Origin of the sequence: Shinella sp. JR1-6 (assembly GCF_004284735.1) — a bacterium.
GTDB lineage: Bacteria > Pseudomonadota > Alphaproteobacteria > Rhizobiales > Rhizobiaceae > Shinella.
Genome location: NZ_SHMI01000001.1, coordinates 513,931 through 528,358, shown reverse-complemented (window position 1 = coordinate 528,358; position 14,428 = coordinate 513,931). Strand labels below are relative to the sequence as shown.

The following is a 14,428-nucleotide window of genomic DNA, read 5'->3' as shown; positions in this document are numbered from 1 at the left end:
CGAGTGGCAGGAGGCTATCCACGGCCATTCTCAATATTCCGGCAATGCCACAAAGGAAAACAGCCAGCGTCTGGGAGACACTGGCTGCTTGAGTATCCACGGACCGGAGGGGGACACGGTATCGTGGTCGATCACCGGTCGAGGGCCTCGCATTTGGGGGACATGCGCTGACCAGTGACGCCAGAGAAACCCCCGACACAGGATTTGGTTCCAGCCCCCTGAAGATTTTTTTCAACCGTCAGTCGATTGCTTCCAGCTCGGCCCGGTGCCGGTAAAGCGCGAGGAAGCGACGGTAGTCCCGGTCGTAGCCGGCCTTGCGGGCGGGGTCGGGAAGGAAAACCCGGCTTCCCGGGTACATCTCACGGCCTGCAGCCGCCAGATCGGCGTGCAGCCCGCCGGCAACCGCCGCCATCATCGCCGTCCCGAGCAGCACCGCATCGCTGGTCTCCGGCACGACGACGCGGCAACCAGTGACGTCCCGGTAGAGCTCCATCAGCAGCGGGTTGCGGACATGGCCGCCGGCGACATGCAGCGTGTCGAGCGGATAACCGCCCGCGCCAAGCTTTTCGAGGATATGGCGAATGCCAAGCGCAATGGCGACGGAGGTCCGCCAATAGAGGCGGCAGAGCCCGTCGAAGGAGGCATCCAGCGAGAGGCCGCTGATCACGCCGAGTGCATGAGGATCGGCCAGCGGCGAGCGATTGCCGTGGAAATCCGGCAGCACATGCAGCCGCGCGGCAAAAGCCTCGCCCTCCTCCGCCTGCATCTCGCGGATGCGCGCGGCGATGCGGGCATGGTTCGCCGCCGAAGGTTCACCGCCGGCGCTGTGCGCACGCACGATATGGTCGAGCAGCGCGCCCGTCGCCGACTGGCCGCCCTCCACCAGCCACCACCCCGGCAGCACCACCTCGTAGTAGGGACCCCACATCCCGAAACCGAACCGCTTCTCGCGGGAAAAGGCGACGATACAGCTCGAGGTCCCGCCGATCAGGGCAAGTTGCCGCTCCAGCATCTCCGGCGTGCCGGCGAAAGGCCCGAGCACGCCGAGCGCGCCGGCATAGGCATCGATGAGGCCGGTCGCAACGACACAGCCTGTGTCGAGGCCGAGCTCCGTGGCCGCTTCCGGCGCAAGAGGGCCGACAGCCGTGCCGACTGCCAGCGTCTCCTGCGGCAGCGCACCGCGTTCACGCAGATCCTCAAGGCCGATCGCCGTCAGGAAGCCGGCATTCCAAGGCTGTTTCTCATGGGAAAGGTAGTTCCATTTCGCCGTCATCGTGCAGCGCGACCGGGCATTCGTCCCCGTCGCCCGCCAGGTCATGAAATCGGCGAGGTCGAAAACATGGCCCGTCTTCGCCCACTGTTCCGGATGGTGACGCTTCAGCCACATCAGCTTGGGCATTTCCATTTCCGGCGACATGACCCGGCCGGAATGAGCGAGGACCGGATGATCCGTCGCCGTGCAAAGGTCGGCCTCCTCCAGGGCACGGTGATCGAACCAGGCGATCGTGTCCCAGCGCGCCTCCGCGCCGCCGGAGACCGCCAGCGGTCGTCCTTCCGTGTCCCGGACCACGAGCGAGCAGGTCGCATCGATACCGAGCGCGGCGATACGGTCCGCCGCGACGCCCGCAAGCGCACGCGCCGCCCTGACGGCCACACAGGCCGCCTGCCAGATGTTCTCCGAATCGTGCTCGGCGTGGTTCACGCTGGGTCGGCGCAGGGCGATCGGGTGCTCGGAGCGTCCCAGCAGAGCGCCGTTCCGGTCGAATACACCGGCCCGGGCACTGCCCGTGCCGATGTCCACCGCAACGATCAGATCGCGCATCAATGCTCTTTCCCGCCGTCCTCTTCCTTGCGGACAAACTGTAACAATTCCCACATGTCGTCAAACAGGGCATCGGGGTTGAGGCTGAGCAGCGCCTCGCGATGGCGCGGCGAGCGCGCATGAGAGCCACCGGTGAAGGCGACCACCCGCATGCCCGCCGATTTCGCCGCCGTGATGCCGGCCGGGCTATCCTCCACGACCACGCAATGCCCGGGCGCGACACCCATGACGGCGCTGGCATGGAGGAAAAGATCGGGCGCCGGCTTGCCGCGCGCGACCATGCTCGCACTGAAGATGTTCGGCTCGAACCGATCGATGAGGCCCGTGACGGAAAGCGACAGGCGGATGCGTTCGAGCTGGCTGGAAGAAGCCACGCAATGGGCGATGCCGAGCCGGTCCACCGTTTCGGCAATACCGTTGATGGGCTGCAACTCGGCACGGAAGCGCTCATAGAGCACCTTGCGCATCGCTTCGAGGAAGGCGGCGTCGATTGCGAGCCCATAGTCGGCATGCAGGATTTCCGACATGCTTTTCAGGCTGCGGCCGAGAAACCGCTCATGCGCCTCCTCCGCGCTCATGGCCACACCCGCCGTCGCCAGGGCCTCGACGAGAACCGCAAGCGAGATCGGCTCGCTGTCGACGAGCACACCATCGCAATCGAAGATCACCAGTTCTGTCTGTTTGGCGGCCATGACGTCCCGTTCCATTGTCAGGCCCCCGTGGTACTGTCTGCTCCCCTCGTTGGAAAGCCCCGGATTTGTAAGGATTTCCTCAATTCACGAGCCTGTCGCCCAGATAGTCCTTCAGCGTTGCGCGTGTCCCCTTCTGCTGGAGGGACGCAAGCGCATTGGCAAACCGCCGGGTGAAGCGGTCGGACACAGCGACCGTGCCAAAGATATCCTTCAGGGCGAGGAAGGCGTTCGGATCGTTCTTGGCCGACGTCGCCGCGGCGCGGATGCGGTCGATATTGGGGTCGTTGAAGGCGATGTCCTTGCCGCTGTCCGTCTTGCCGGCAAGGTAGTGGCACCAGAGCGCCGAGACGAGCGACAGACCGATGACGTCCTCGCCGCGCGCCAGCCGGTCGGCAGTGGACGGCAGGATGAATTTCGGCTGGCGGTTGGAGCCGTCCTGCGCAAGGCGCGGGATCGTATCGGCGATCTTCGGATTGGAGAAGCGCCGCTCGATCAGCGCATAGTAGTCGTTGAGGTCGGTATCCGGCACGGGCGGGATGACGGGGATGATTTCCTCCCGCTCCAGCTTGGCGAGAAAGGCGCGGATGTCGGCATCCTCCATCGCCTCATGGACGAAATGGATGTCGAGCAGCGCAGCCGGATAGGCGATCGCCGCATGGCCGCCGTTGAGGATGCGGATCTTCATGTGTTCGTAGGGCGCGACATCAGGCACGAACTGCACGCCGGCCTTCTCCAGCGCCGGGCGCCCCTGCGGGAAGTGATCCTCCAGCACCCATTGCTTGAACTCTTCGCAGAAGACCGGCCAGGCATCATCGATATCGTATTCGTCGGCGACGATACCGATCTCGCGTGGCCCCGTCGCCGGCGTGATGCGGTCGACCATGCCATTCGGGAAGGCGACGTTGGTGTCGATCCAGTCGGCAAGCGCGGGATCGGAGAGGCGCGCGAGGCCGGAAATGGCGGCGTGCGTGACTTCGCCGTTGCCGGGAATGTTGTCGCAGGACATGACGGTGTAAGGCGCGAGGCCGGCATCCTTGCGCGCCTTGAGGCCGGCGAGGATGAGCCCGAACACGGTTTTGGGATCAGCGGGGTTGGCGGCGTCGGCGGCGATCGCCGGATGGCCGGGATCGAAGACGCCGGAGGCCGGATTGATGAAATAGCCGCCCTCGGTGATGGTCAGCGAGACGATGCGGATGGCGGGATTGGCAAGCTGTGCGATGGTCGCCGCAGCATTGCCGGGCGCGAGATAGCCGATCATGGCGCCGGTGACACGCGCGCCGGAACGGTTGTTGTCCTGCTCGACGACCGTCGTCAAAAAATCCTGCCCTGCGAGTTTTTCGCGCATGGCGGCGTCGGACGGCAGCACACCGGCCCCGATGATCGCCCAGTCATGGTCATGGCCGAGGTTGAACAGGTCGTCGAGATAGATCGCCTGGTGCGCCCGGTGGAAATTGCCGACGCCGAAATGCACGATGCCCGCCTTGAGGGCCGAGCGCTCATAGGCCGGAACGGCAGCCGTCCTGGCAACCTCGTTGAGGGTGGCGAGCGACAGTTTCGTGGTCATGGTCCGTTCCTTCCGGTCTCGTCTGCTGGCAAGGTCCGCGCGGTGCGGGCCTCAGCTCATCCAGTTGCCGCCGTCGACATTGTAGGTCTGCGCGACGATGTAGTTGCTCTCCTGGGAGGCCAGGAAGATCGCCATGCCCGTCAGATCCTCGGCGGTGCCCATGCGGCCGAAGGGCACTTCCGCACCGACCAGGCGCTTCTTCTCGCCGCGCGGCCGGTTCTCGTATTTGGCGAAGAGCGCATCGACACCGTCCCAGTGCTCGCCATCGACCACGCCGGGCGCGATGGCATTGACGTTGATGCCGTGTTTGATGAGGTTCAGCCCCGCAGACTGGGTGAGGCTGATCACCGCCGCCTTGGTGGCGCAATAGACGCCGACCAGCGCTTCGCCGCGCCGCCCGGCCTGACTTGCCATGTTGATGATCTTGCCGCCGCGCCCCTGCGCGATCATCTGCTTTGCCGCCGCCTGAAGGGTGAAGAGCGTGCCGGCGACATTGATCGAGAACAGCTTTTCGTAGCTTTCACGCGTGATCTCGACGATCGGCGCCAGATCGAACAGCGCGGCATTGTTGACGAGGATGTCGAGGCCGCCGGCCTCCTTCACGCAGGTAGCGATGGCGGCGTCGATGGAAGCCTGCCGCGTCACGTCCATCTCCACGGCATAGGCTGCCGGTCCGATTTCGTCGGCCGTCGCCCGCGCCCGCTCGATAGCGATGTCGGCGATGGCGACGCGCGCACCCTCCCGCACATAGGCTTCCGCGAAACTGCGGCCAATGCCACGCGCCGATCCCGTGATCAGCGCGCTTTTGCCCTCCAGCCGTTTCATCGGATCGCCTTCCCGGCGTCGTCAAAGCGATGGAGGCGCGTTGTGTCGGGCGTGAGGAAGACGCTGTCGCCGTGGGTGACGGGGAAGTCGCCACCGGCGCGCACGGTCATCATGCCGATGCCGTCGGTATTGACATGCAGGAACGTGTCCGAGCCGAGATGTTCGGCAACGCCGACCACGCCTTTCCACGTCCCGCTCTCCTTGGAGAGGCGGATATGCTCGGGTCGGATGCCGACGGTGGGCGCATTGTACGGCTTGGCCGCCTCACCCTTGACGAAGTTCATGCGCGGCGAGCCGATGAAGCCGGCAACGAAGAGATTGTCGGGCTTGTTGTAGAGATCGAGCGGCGAGCCGACCTGCTCGATATTGCCGGCGTTCAGCACGACGATCTTGTCGGCCATGGTCATGGCTTCCACCTGGTCGTGCGTGACATAGATCATCGTCGTCTTCAGCTGATGATGCAGTTCGCTGATTTCGAGCCGCATCGTGCCGCGCAGCGCCGCATCGAGGTTCGACAGCGGCTCGTCGAAGAGAAAGGCCGACGGCTCGCGCACGATCGCCCGGCCGATGGCCACGCGCTGGCGCTGACCGCCGGACAGTTGCCCGGGCCGCCGCTCCAGGTAGTTGGTGAGGTTGAGCACGCGTGCGGCTTCCGTCACCTTCTTGTCGATGATGGCAGGATCGGTCTTCGCCATCTTCAAGGGGAAGGCGATGTTGTTGCGCACCGTCATATGCGGATAGAGCGCATAGGACTGGAACACCATGGCAAGCCCGCGCTTGGCCGGCGCCGCCGACGTCACATCCTTGCCGTCGATCTCGATGGTGCCGCTGGTGGTATCCTCAAGGCCCGCGATGAGGCGCAGCAGCGTGGACTTGCCGCAGCCCGACGGGCCGACGAAGACGACGAACTCGCCGTCTTCGATGGCAAGGTCGATGCCCGGGATGACCTGCGTCGTGCCGAAGGACTTGTTGACTTTCTTCAGGATGATCTTGCCCATGATGGTCCCTCCCCGAGGTCTGTTCGTTACTTCACGGCGCCGAAGGTGAGGCCGCGGACAAGCTGTTTCTGGCTGAACCAGCCCATGATCAGGATCGGGGCGATGGCGAGCGTCGAGGCCGCCGAGAGCTTGGCCCAGAAAAGACCCTGAGGGCTCGAGAACGAGGCGATGAAGGCGGTCAGCGGCGCGGCATTCGTCGTCGTCAGCCGGATCGTCCAAAAGGCTTCGTTCCAGGCGAGGATGATGTTGAGCAGCATGGTCGAGGCTATGCCCGGCACCGCCATCGGGGTGAGCACGTAGACGATCTCGCCCCAGAGCGAGGCCCCATCCATGCGCGCGGCCTCCAGGATCTCGCCGGGGATTTCCCGGAAATAGGTGTAGAGCATCCAGATGACGATCGGCAGGTTGATCATCGTCAGCATCACGGTGAGGCCGATACGGCTGTCGAGCAGGCCCGTGTCGCGGAAGATCAGGTAGATCGGCACCAGCACGGCAACGGCAGGCATCATCTTGGTCGAGAGCATCCACATCAGGATGTCCTTGGTCTTCGCCGTCGGCGAGAAAGCCATCGACCAGGCGGCCGGTACGGCGATCAACAGCGCCAGGAGCGTCGAGCCGAGCGACAGAATGACCGAGTTCAGGAAAAACTTGAAATAGTTGCTCTGCGCCTGCACGGCCGCATAGCTCTCGACCGTGCCCGAAGGCAGAAGGTTGAAGCCCTGGATTGCCTCGGTCTCGGACTTGAACGAAGTGATGATCGTATAGAGGATCGGGAAGAAGATGATCAGCGCGATGATCCAGGCGGCGATGGTGAAGACGACGGTTCTTCTTGTTGAGACGGCTCTAGCCATGGTCTTGTCCCTCTCTCACTTGTCCAGGTTCTTGCCGACGGCGCGCATCAGGAAGAAGGCGACGATGTTGGCGAGGATGACGGCGATGATGCCACCGGCCGAGGCGCCGCCGACGTCGTAGCCGAGGAGCGCGGTGCGGTAGATCAGGAACGGCAGGTTGGTCGAGGCATAACCCGGACCGCCATTGGTGGTGACGAGGATTTCCGCGTAGACGCCGAGCAGGAAGATCGTCTGGATCAGGATGACGACGGTGATCGAGCGGGCGAGATGCGGCAGCGTCAGGTAGACGAAGCGCGACACGAAACCCGCGCCGTCCATTTCCGCCGCCTCCTTCTGCTCGCCGTCAAGCGATTGCAGCGCGGTGAGCAGGATGAGGGTCGCAAAGGGCAGCCACTGCCAGGCGACAATGATGATGATCGAGAACAGCGGATATTGCGCGAACCAGTCGACAGGCTGCAGGCCGACGGCGCGGTTGATATCCGCCAGCACCCCGTAGCCCGGATGCATGATCATGTTCTTCCACACGAGCGCTGCCACCGGCGGCATGACGAAGAAGGGCGAGATGATCATGATGCGCACGATGCCCTGCCCCCACATCGGCTGGTCGAGCAGAAGCGCGATGGCAATGCCGCCGATGACGGTGATGAAGAGCACGCCGACGACGATCACGAGCGTATTCCAGATCGACTGGAAGAAGGCCGGGTCGGTGTAGAAGTACTGATAGTTGAACAGCCCCGCCCAGCTGACATTGGCCGGGTTCAGGAGGTTGTAGTTCTGGAACGAGAACCACAGCGTCATCGCCAGCGGCACGATCATCCAGACCAGAAGCAGCCCCACAGAGGGCGCCAACATCAGACGCGCCAGCCCGCGCGTGTTCTCCGTCGCCATGATTTCCTCCCGAGAGCCGGTCCGGCCGGCCTGTGCAGTCACGACATCATTCCAGGGCGGAGCCGCCCCTCATCCCCCTACCCGGACCTTCTCCCCGCAAACACGGAGAAGGGGCAGAAAGGAGCGCCCATCGTTCCTCTCCCCACTTGCGGGGAGTGGATGCCGGCAGGCAGGTGAGGGGCAAGCGCCGGAAACAACACCCCGTCTATCGGCTGCCCGGAGCACGTCCGGGCAGCCTGTCCTTGGGGAGGAGGTATTACTTGATGTAGCCGGCGCGGGTCATTTCGCGGGTGGTGACCTGCTGGGCCTGGGCGAGCGCGTCGTCGACCGACATCTGGCCGGCGAGCGCCGCCGAGAAGAGCTGGCCGACCGTCGTGCCGAGACCCTGGAATTCCGGGATGGCGACGAACTGCACGCCGACATAGGGCACCGGCTTGACGGCCGGGTTCTTCGGGTCGGCAGCATTGATCGAGTCGAGCGTCATCTTGGCGAAGGGTGCCGCCTTCTCATACTCGGCATTTGCATAGAGCGAGGAGCGCGTGCCCGGAGGAACGTTCGCCCAGCCTTCCTTTTCGGCGACGAGCTTGGTGTAGTCCTTGCTGGTCGCCCAGGCGATGAACTTTTCCGCCGCCGCGGTCTTCTGCGAGCCGGCCGGGATGGCGAGGTTCCAGGCCCAGAGCCAGTTGCCGCGCTTGCCGAGACCCGTATCGGGAGCGAGCGCATAACCGACCTTGTCGGCGACGGTCGATTCCTTGGGGTTAGAGACGAAGGAGGCGGCAACCGTGGCGTCGATCCACATGCCGCAATTGCCCTGCTGGAACAGCGCCAGGTTCTCGTTGAAGCCGTTCGACGATGCGCCCTGCGGGCCGGCATCGGCCATCAGCTTGACGTACATGTCGAGCGTGTTCTTCCATTCCGGCTGGTCGAACTGAGGCTTCCAGTTTTCATCGAACCAGCGGGCGCCGAAGGCGTTGGACGTGGCGGTCAGGAACGCCATGTTCTCGCCCCAGCCGGCCTTGCCGCGCAGGCAGATGCCGTTGATGCCGGCATTGCGGTCCGTCATCTTGCGGGCAGCTTCCCCGATGAACTCCCAGGTCGGCGCGTCGGGCATGGTCAGCCCGGCCTTCTCCATCAGGTCCTTGCGGTACATGACGAAGGAGCTCTCGCCATAGAACGGCGCGGCGTAGAGCTTGCCGTCCTCGCCCGTCAGACCCGAGCGGATGGCCGGAAGCAGGTCGTCGGCGTCGTAGTCGGCACCGAGATTGTCGAGCGGCACCAGCCAGCCCTGCTTGGTCCAGATCGGCACTTCATAGGTGCCGATCGTCATGATGTCGTACTGGCCACCCTTGGTCGCGATGTCGGTCGTGACGCGTTCGCGCAGCACGTTCTCTTCGAGCGTAACCCAGTTCAGTTCAATGTCGGGGTTCTTGGTGGTGAAATCTTCCGTCAGCCCCTGCATGCGGATCATGTCGCCATTGTTGACGGTGGCGATGGTCAGGGTTTCGGCATTGGCGAAACCGCACAGGAGAGCGGCCGAGCTGACGCCCAGCAGAAGGGTTCTCAAATTCATCATCTTCCTCCCAGAAGGGTTTTGAGCATTTGCTTTGCTCATGGGCAATTACTCGCATATTGCCGCAACAAGTCAACGACCAATCGTTGCTGCACCGCACAAGGCGGGGCAGCGCCCGTTGAATCTCATGGGAAATTTCTGCGTGGGAGACGGCTCTCGATCAGGCCGAAAGCAGGTGGCGGGCGGTCGATTCGTCGGTGATGACGCCGTTGATCATGCGCCCGCGCAGCGCCGCGAGAAGCGCCGTATATTTACGCTTGCCCTTGGCAAGGCCGATGACGGTGGTCGTCTCGCGCGGCGGCAGCGGCACGGAGGCGACGCGTTCGTTGATGCTGCCGTCGAGCAGTTTGCCGTCGCGGTCGAACATCCAGCCGCAGATCTCGCCGGCGGCCCCCTCCTCCATCAGCCGCGCCATTTCCTCCGGGTCGAGGAAGCCGTCGAGGCAGAGCGGTGCATCCGCGCCGAGTTCTCCGATCCCGACGAAGGCGACGTCGGCCTGTCGGCCGAGCTGGAGGGTCGATTGCACGAGGCTCTGCTTGTGCAGGAGGTCACGCTCCTCCGTGGAGGAGACGAGAACCGGCAACGGCATCGGATAGTGCCGCGCCTTCACCGCGTCGGCCATCGAGAAGATGACGTTGTAGTATGCCGCCGAACCATCCGGCCCGATATTGCCGGTCAGCGACATGATGCGGTGCTGCGGACATTCCATCGCCGGAAGCTGGTCGATCGCCGCCTTCAGCGTGCGCCCCGTGCCGACGGCGAGCACGATCGGCTCGGCCTTCTTCAGCCAGCGCTCGATTTCCGCCGCACCGGCTTCCGCAATGCCGATCGTCGTCGAGGTCGAGCCCGGATCGCTCGGCACGATATCGACATGCACGAGCCCGAATTTCTTTCGCAGCTCCTCGCCGAGTTCCAGGCATTCAGCGATCGGGTGATCGAGCCGCACCTTGATCAGCCGCTCGGCGACGGCGAGCGAGACAAGCCGCTGCGCCGACTGACGGGAGATGCCCATGGCGGAGGCGATTTCGTCCTGCGTGCGGCCCGCGACATAGTAGAGCCAACCGGCCCTTGCCGCATCGTCCAGCCGCCCGGCTGTCTCCGTCCGCTTCGCCATGATTTTCCCCTGATGTTCCAAAGAATTTGCTGCATCTTTTCCGGCGGCCTGTCAAACGTCATGTGACCGTGCGGCCGGAACAGCATCCCGCAATGCAACAGAAAAACATAACCGGTTTTCTCATGTTTACTTTTGTTGAAAGCACTGGAAAACCAGCATTTCTTTTAAGTTTTTACCGTTTGATAAAAAAATAAACCTGAGTTACCGTTCTCTCATTCAAAAAGCCCACGCGAATGGGAGATAACTATGGGAACGACGCAATCTGGGATCCATCGGGGGCGTCTTGCGCCTGCCGAATACGACACGAACTTTTCCGACCTGCATCCACGCCTCGATGATCACGAGGCCCTGGTCGCCGCCGACCGCTGTTACTTCTGTCACGACGCGCCGTGCATGACGGCCTGTCCCACCTCCATCGACATTCCGCTGTTCATCCGCCAGATCTCGACGGGCAATCCGATCGGTTCGGCGAACACCATTTTCGACCAGAACATTCTGGGCGGTATGTGCGCCCGCGTCTGTCCCACCGAGACGCTCTGCGAACAGGCCTGCGTGCGCAACACCGCCGAGCACCGCCCGGTGGAAATCGGCCGCCTGCAGCGCTACGCGACCGACGTGGCGATGACGGAGAACAAACACTTTTACGAACGCGCCGCCCGCACCGGCAAGGCCGTGGCGGTCGTCGGGGCAGGCCCGGCGGGACTTGCCTGCGCCCATCGCCTCGCCATGGATGGCCATGACGTCGTGATCTTCGAAGCACGCGAAAAGGCCGGCGGCCTCAACGAGTACGGCATCGCCACCTACAAGGCGGTCGACGATTTCGCCCAGCGCGAAGTCGACTATGTGCTGGCGATCGGCGGCATCGAGGTGAAGAACGGCCTGAAACTCGGCCGCGACTTCACACTTGCCGATCTCACCGGCAATTTCGACGCCGTCTTCCTCGGCATGGGCCTTTCCGGTGTCAACGCGCTCGGCGCGGAGGGCGAAAACCTGCCCGGCGTCGTCGATGCGGTCGATTTCATCGCGGAACTACGCCAGGCGACGGACAAGGCGACGATCCCCGTCGGCCGGCGCGTCGTCGTCATCGGTGGCGGCATGACGGCGATCGACGCCGCCGTGCAGGCAAAGCTCCTCGGCGCCGAGGAGGTGACGATCTGCTACCGCCGCGGCAAGGAGCAGATGAACGCCTCGGAATTCGAGCAGGATCTCGCCGCCTCCAAGGGCGTGATGATCCGCCATTGGCTCCAGCCGAAACGCGTCATCGCAAGAGACGGCCATGTCGCCGGCATCGAGGTGGAATATACCGAGATGCGCGACGGCAAGCTCGAAGGCACCGGCGAAATCGGCGCGCTCGCCGCCGACCAGATCTTCAAGGCCATCGGCCAGACGTTCGAGGCCGCCGGCCTCGGTTCGCTCGCCATGGCCGGCAACCGCATCGCCATCGATGCGGAAGGCCGTACGTCCCTCGCCAATGTCTGGGCGGGGGGAGACTGCGTGAAGGCCGGTGAAGACCTGACGGTCACATCCGTCGCACAGGGCCGCGATGCGGCCGATTCGATCAACCGCATGCTGGCCGCCGGTGTGCAGCCTTCCGTTGCCGTCGCTTGAGGGAGATGAGACATGGCTGATCTTCGCAACACCTTCGTCGGCATCAAGTCGCCCAATCCCTTCTGGCTGGCCTCCGCGCCGCCAACCGACAAGGCCTACAATGTCGAGCGCGCCTTCAAGGCCGGCTGGGGCGGCGTGGTCTGGAAGACGCTCGGCGAAGAAGGCCCGCCGGTCGTCAACGTCAACGGCCCGCGCTACGGCGCGATCTGGGGTGCCGACCGACGGCTTCTCGGCCTCAACAATATCGAGCTGATCACCGACCGCGACCTCTACACGAACCTGCGCGAGATGAAGCAGGTGAAGATGAACTGGCCTGACCGGGCGCTGATCGCCTCGATCATGGTGCCCTGCGAAGAGGAGAGCTGGAAGGCGATCCTGCCGCTGGTGGAAGAGACCGGCGCCGACGGTATCGAGCTTAACTTCGGCTGTCCGCACGGCATGTCCGAGCGCGGCATGGGCGCGGCGGTCGGCCAGGTGCCGGAATATATCGAAATGGTGGTGCGCTGGTGCAAGCAGTACACCCGCATGCCCGTCATCACCAAACTGACGCCCAACATCACCGATATCCGCAAGCCGGCGCGCGCGGCCAAGGCCGGCGGCACCGATGCGGTGTCGCTGATCAACACGATCAACTCGATCGTGTCCGTCGACCTCGACAGCTTCGCGCCCAACCCGACTGTCGGCGGCAAGGGCACCCATGGCGGCTATTGCGGCCCGGCGGTGAAACCCATCGCGCTCAACATGGTGGCCGAGATCGCCCGCGATCCGGAAACCTACGGCCTGCCGATTTCAGGCATCGGCGGCATCACCACCTGGCGCGATGCGGCCGAGTTCCTGGCGCTCGGCGCCGGCAACGTGCAGGTCTGCACAGCCGCGATGACCTACGGCTTCAAGATCGTGCAGGAGATGATCACCGGGCTTTCAAGCTGGATGGACGCCAAGGGCCACCGCAGCCTCGACGACGTCATCGCCCGCGCGGTGCCCAACGTCACGGACTGGCAATACCTCAACCTCAATTACATCGCAAAGGCCCATATCGACCAGGATGCCTGCATCAAGTGCGGACGCTGCCACATCGCCTGCGAGGACACCTCGCACCAGGCGATCACCCAGTTCGTCGATGGCGTCAGGCATTTCGAGGTGATGGAGGACGAGTGCGTCGGCTGCAATCTCTGCGTCAACGTCTGCCCGGTGGAGAACTGCATCACCATGGTGGAACTGGAACCCGGCGTGCTCGACCAGCGCACCGGAAAAACGGTGGATCCGAACTACGCCAACTGGACGACGCATCCGAACAACCCGATGGCCAGGCAGGCTGCGGAGTAGAAAAAGCCCCGTCGCGGGAAGTTCAGGCTTTCCGCGACGCCTCGTAGAGGGCAACGAGATCATCAAGGGGTATGCCGTTCAGAGTGGCACCGGCGAGCCTGCAATTCGTGAACTCGACCCCAGAAAGATTGACGTTTTGGAATTGGGACCCCGACAGGTTCACGTCGTTGACACGCCACCCGGACATGTTGCTGTCATTGAAGCGAGCGCCGGAGAAGTTGATCTGGTTGAAGGTGACACCTGACAAGTTCGCGTCATTGAAAACCGAACCCGAGAGATTGGTATCGTTGACATCCAGGACATGCGTCACGCGATGAAGCTTCATTCCCCGCTTCCTTGATAGAACCTAGTGATCGTCGACTTGGGAGTCTACCGTAAACGTCACGCGCGCAAACTCAAGCCGGGGCTATGCGACACGCCCGTTGCAGCGAGGCTTCGGATCAAATGCGAAGCCACTCTCACCCAAAGAAATTGAAGCTCTGCCCGGCGCTGTAGGCCAGCAGCGCCAGCCCGGCAAAATAGACGATCGTCATCACCACCATGCCATAGCCGGCCAACACCACCAGTCCGTCGCGCTGCGAAATACCTGCGGCCAGCAGCAGGATGGCGACGCCCGGCAGCGTGTTGGAGAAGGGAATGAGCCCGAGCGGCGCCATGAGAAGAACCCCCGCCCCCATCAGCACCAGGCCGTTGACGCGGTTCATCACGGCACCTGACGTCAGCCCCGTCATGCGCGGCTTGAAGAAGCGGTCGAACTTGCGCAGGAATTTCACGCCACGCTCCAGCACCGGCCGCAGCTTGCCGCTTTCCAGCCGCCGGTCGGCGACCTTTTGCGGCAGCCAGGGCAAGCGGTTGAGCGTGATCGCCGCGCTGATCAGGACGATACCGGCACCAAAGACAGTGGAAACGCCAGGGATCGAGACCGGGAACAGAAAGGGCAGCGACAGAAAGGCGCAGAGCAGGAGCAGGCCGCTTTCGCCCATCATCGCGAGCAGATCGCGCAGCGTGATGTGCTCGCCCTTGATCGAGTGGATGATGTCCTCGAGCAGTTCGCTCGTCTTGCGGTCCGTGTCCTTGAAGCCGATGGCCGTCGTCATGCAATGTCCTCTCGCGTGCCGCCGGCGTATGGGCGGCGATTGCGGCTTTCCTGTGGGAGTGGCGCGCCCCGAC

At 63.7% G+C, this 14,428-nt stretch carries 13 protein-coding genes; 2 read left to right on the top strand and 11 right to left on the bottom strand.

Features of this window, described 5'->3' with window-relative positions; all coding sequences use genetic code 11:
• Positions 1 to 238: 238 nt before the first annotated feature.
• The 9 genes from EXZ48_RS02430 to EXZ48_RS02390 all read right to left on the bottom strand — a co-directional run bounded on the left by EXZ48_RS02430 (position 239) and on the right by EXZ48_RS02390 (position 10,324).
• Positions 239 to 1,822 carry an FGGY-family carbohydrate kinase gene (locus tag EXZ48_RS02430; RefSeq protein ID WP_130514178.1) on the bottom strand — a complete coding sequence of 528 codons (1,584 nt, stop codon included), beginning with the start codon at positions 1,820 to 1,822 and terminating at the stop codon, positions 239 to 241.
• On the bottom strand, positions 1,822 to 2,514 hold the full coding sequence (locus tag EXZ48_RS02425) for an HAD family phosphatase (protein ID WP_130514177.1): 693 nt from the start codon (positions 2,512 to 2,514) through the stop codon (positions 1,822 to 1,824). Before EXZ48_RS02425 ends, EXZ48_RS02430 begins: the two co-directional genes overlap by 1 nt.
• A 79-nt stretch (positions 2,515 to 2,593) precedes the next feature.
• Positions 2,594 to 4,078, bottom strand: a complete 1,485-nt coding sequence (locus EXZ48_RS02420) for a mannitol dehydrogenase family protein (RefSeq protein ID WP_130514176.1) — start codon at positions 4,076 to 4,078, stop codon at positions 2,594 to 2,596.
• 51 nt (positions 4,079 to 4,129) lie between these two features.
• Complete coding sequence (locus EXZ48_RS02415; protein ID WP_130514175.1) at positions 4,130 to 4,903, bottom strand: L-iditol 2-dehydrogenase; 774 nt, start codon at positions 4,901 to 4,903, stop codon at positions 4,130 to 4,132.
• Complete coding sequence (locus EXZ48_RS02410; RefSeq protein WP_050744089.1) at positions 4,900 to 5,901, bottom strand: ABC transporter ATP-binding protein; 1,002 nt, start codon at positions 5,899 to 5,901, stop codon at positions 4,900 to 4,902. Before EXZ48_RS02410 ends, EXZ48_RS02415 begins: the two co-directional genes overlap by 4 nt.
• Before the next feature lie 26 nt (positions 5,902 to 5,927).
• The gene (locus EXZ48_RS02405) at positions 5,928 to 6,752 is read right to left on the bottom strand and encodes a carbohydrate ABC transporter permease (protein WP_024270841.1); all 825 of its coding nucleotides are present in this window, start codon (positions 6,750 to 6,752) and stop codon (positions 5,928 to 5,930) included.
• A 15-nt stretch (positions 6,753 to 6,767) separates the two neighbouring features.
• Complete coding sequence (locus tag EXZ48_RS02400) at positions 6,768 to 7,640, bottom strand: carbohydrate ABC transporter permease (protein ID WP_023512974.1); 873 nt, start codon at positions 7,638 to 7,640, stop codon at positions 6,768 to 6,770.
• Positions 7,641 to 7,896: 256 nt separating this feature from the next.
• Positions 7,897 to 9,210 carry a sugar ABC transporter substrate-binding protein gene (locus EXZ48_RS02395; protein WP_023512975.1) on the bottom strand — a complete coding sequence of 438 codons (1,314 nt, stop codon included), beginning with the start codon at positions 9,208 to 9,210 and terminating at the stop codon, positions 7,897 to 7,899.
• A 160-nt stretch (positions 9,211 to 9,370) separates the two neighbouring features.
• Complete coding sequence (locus EXZ48_RS02390) at positions 9,371 to 10,324, bottom strand: sugar-binding transcriptional regulator (RefSeq protein ID WP_023514930.1); 954 nt, start codon at positions 10,322 to 10,324, stop codon at positions 9,371 to 9,373.
• 246 nt (positions 10,325 to 10,570) lie between these two features.
• Between EXZ48_RS02390 and EXZ48_RS02385 the strand changes: the two genes are divergently transcribed.
• Both EXZ48_RS02385 and preA read left to right on the top strand, forming a co-directional pair.
• The gene (locus EXZ48_RS02385) at positions 10,571 to 11,932 is read left to right on the top strand and encodes an NAD(P)-dependent oxidoreductase (protein ID WP_130514174.1); all 1,362 of its coding nucleotides are present in this window, start codon (positions 10,571 to 10,573) and stop codon (positions 11,930 to 11,932) included.
• 12 nt (positions 11,933 to 11,944) lie between these two features.
• Entirely contained in the window at positions 11,945 to 13,258 is a 1,314-nt protein-coding gene (gene preA / locus EXZ48_RS02380; RefSeq protein ID WP_050744088.1) for an NAD-dependent dihydropyrimidine dehydrogenase subunit PreA, read from the top strand.
• A 22-nt stretch (positions 13,259 to 13,280) separates the two neighbouring features.
• Here the strand turns inward: preA and EXZ48_RS02375 are convergent, their stop codons facing one another.
• Both EXZ48_RS02375 and EXZ48_RS02370 read right to left on the bottom strand, forming a co-directional pair.
• Positions 13,281 to 13,583 carry a pentapeptide repeat-containing protein gene (locus tag EXZ48_RS02375; RefSeq protein WP_024270840.1) on the bottom strand — a complete coding sequence of 101 codons (303 nt, stop codon included), beginning with the start codon at positions 13,581 to 13,583 and terminating at the stop codon, positions 13,281 to 13,283.
• A gap of 133 nt (positions 13,584 to 13,716) precedes the next feature.
• Entirely contained in the window at positions 13,717 to 14,355 is a 639-nt protein-coding gene (locus EXZ48_RS02370; protein WP_023515510.1) for an exopolysaccharide biosynthesis protein, read from the bottom strand.
• Positions 14,356 to 14,428 lie beyond the last annotated feature (73 nt).

What these genes read in the sequence shown, in the direction of transcription:
- EXZ48_RS02375 (WP_024270840.1), bottom strand. Translation starts at nt 13,583, where the DNA reads ATGAAGCTTCATCGCGTGACGCATGTCCTGGATGTCAACGATACCAAT.
- EXZ48_RS02405 (WP_024270841.1), bottom strand. Translation starts at nt 6,752, where the DNA reads ATGGCTAGAGCCGTCTCAACAAGAAGAACCGTCGTCTTCACCATCGCC.
- EXZ48_RS02410 (WP_050744089.1), bottom strand. Translation starts at nt 5,901, where the DNA reads ATGGGCAAGATCATCCTGAAGAAAGTCAACAAGTCCTTCGGCACGACG.
- EXZ48_RS02370 (WP_023515510.1), bottom strand. Translation starts at nt 14,355, where the DNA reads ATGACGACGGCCATCGGCTTCAAGGACACGGACCGCAAGACGAGCGAA.
- EXZ48_RS02390 (WP_023514930.1), bottom strand. Translation starts at nt 10,324, where the DNA reads ATGGCGAAGCGGACGGAGACAGCCGGGCGGCTGGACGATGCGGCAAGG.
- EXZ48_RS02420 (WP_130514176.1), bottom strand. Translation starts at nt 4,078, where the DNA reads ATGACCACGAAACTGTCGCTCGCCACCCTCAACGAGGTTGCCAGGACG.
- EXZ48_RS02400 (WP_023512974.1), bottom strand. Translation starts at nt 7,640, where the DNA reads ATGGCGACGGAGAACACGCGCGGGCTGGCGCGTCTGATGTTGGCGCCC.
- EXZ48_RS02415 (WP_130514175.1), bottom strand. Translation starts at nt 4,903, where the DNA reads ATGAAACGGCTGGAGGGCAAAAGCGCGCTGATCACGGGATCGGCGCGT.
- EXZ48_RS02395 (WP_023512975.1), bottom strand. Translation starts at nt 9,210, where the DNA reads ATGAATTTGAGAACCCTTCTGCTGGGCGTCAGCTCGGCCGCTCTCCTG.
- EXZ48_RS02430 (WP_130514178.1), bottom strand. Translation starts at nt 1,822, where the DNA reads ATGCGCGATCTGATCGTTGCGGTGGACATCGGCACGGGCAGTGCCCGG.
- preA (WP_050744088.1), top strand. Translation starts at nt 11,945, where the DNA reads ATGGCTGATCTTCGCAACACCTTCGTCGGCATCAAGTCGCCCAATCCC.
- EXZ48_RS02425 (WP_130514177.1), bottom strand. Translation starts at nt 2,514, where the DNA reads ATGGCCGCCAAACAGACAGAACTGGTGATCTTCGATTGCGATGGTGTG.
- EXZ48_RS02385 (WP_130514174.1), top strand. Translation starts at nt 10,571, where the DNA reads ATGGGAACGACGCAATCTGGGATCCATCGGGGGCGTCTTGCGCCTGCC.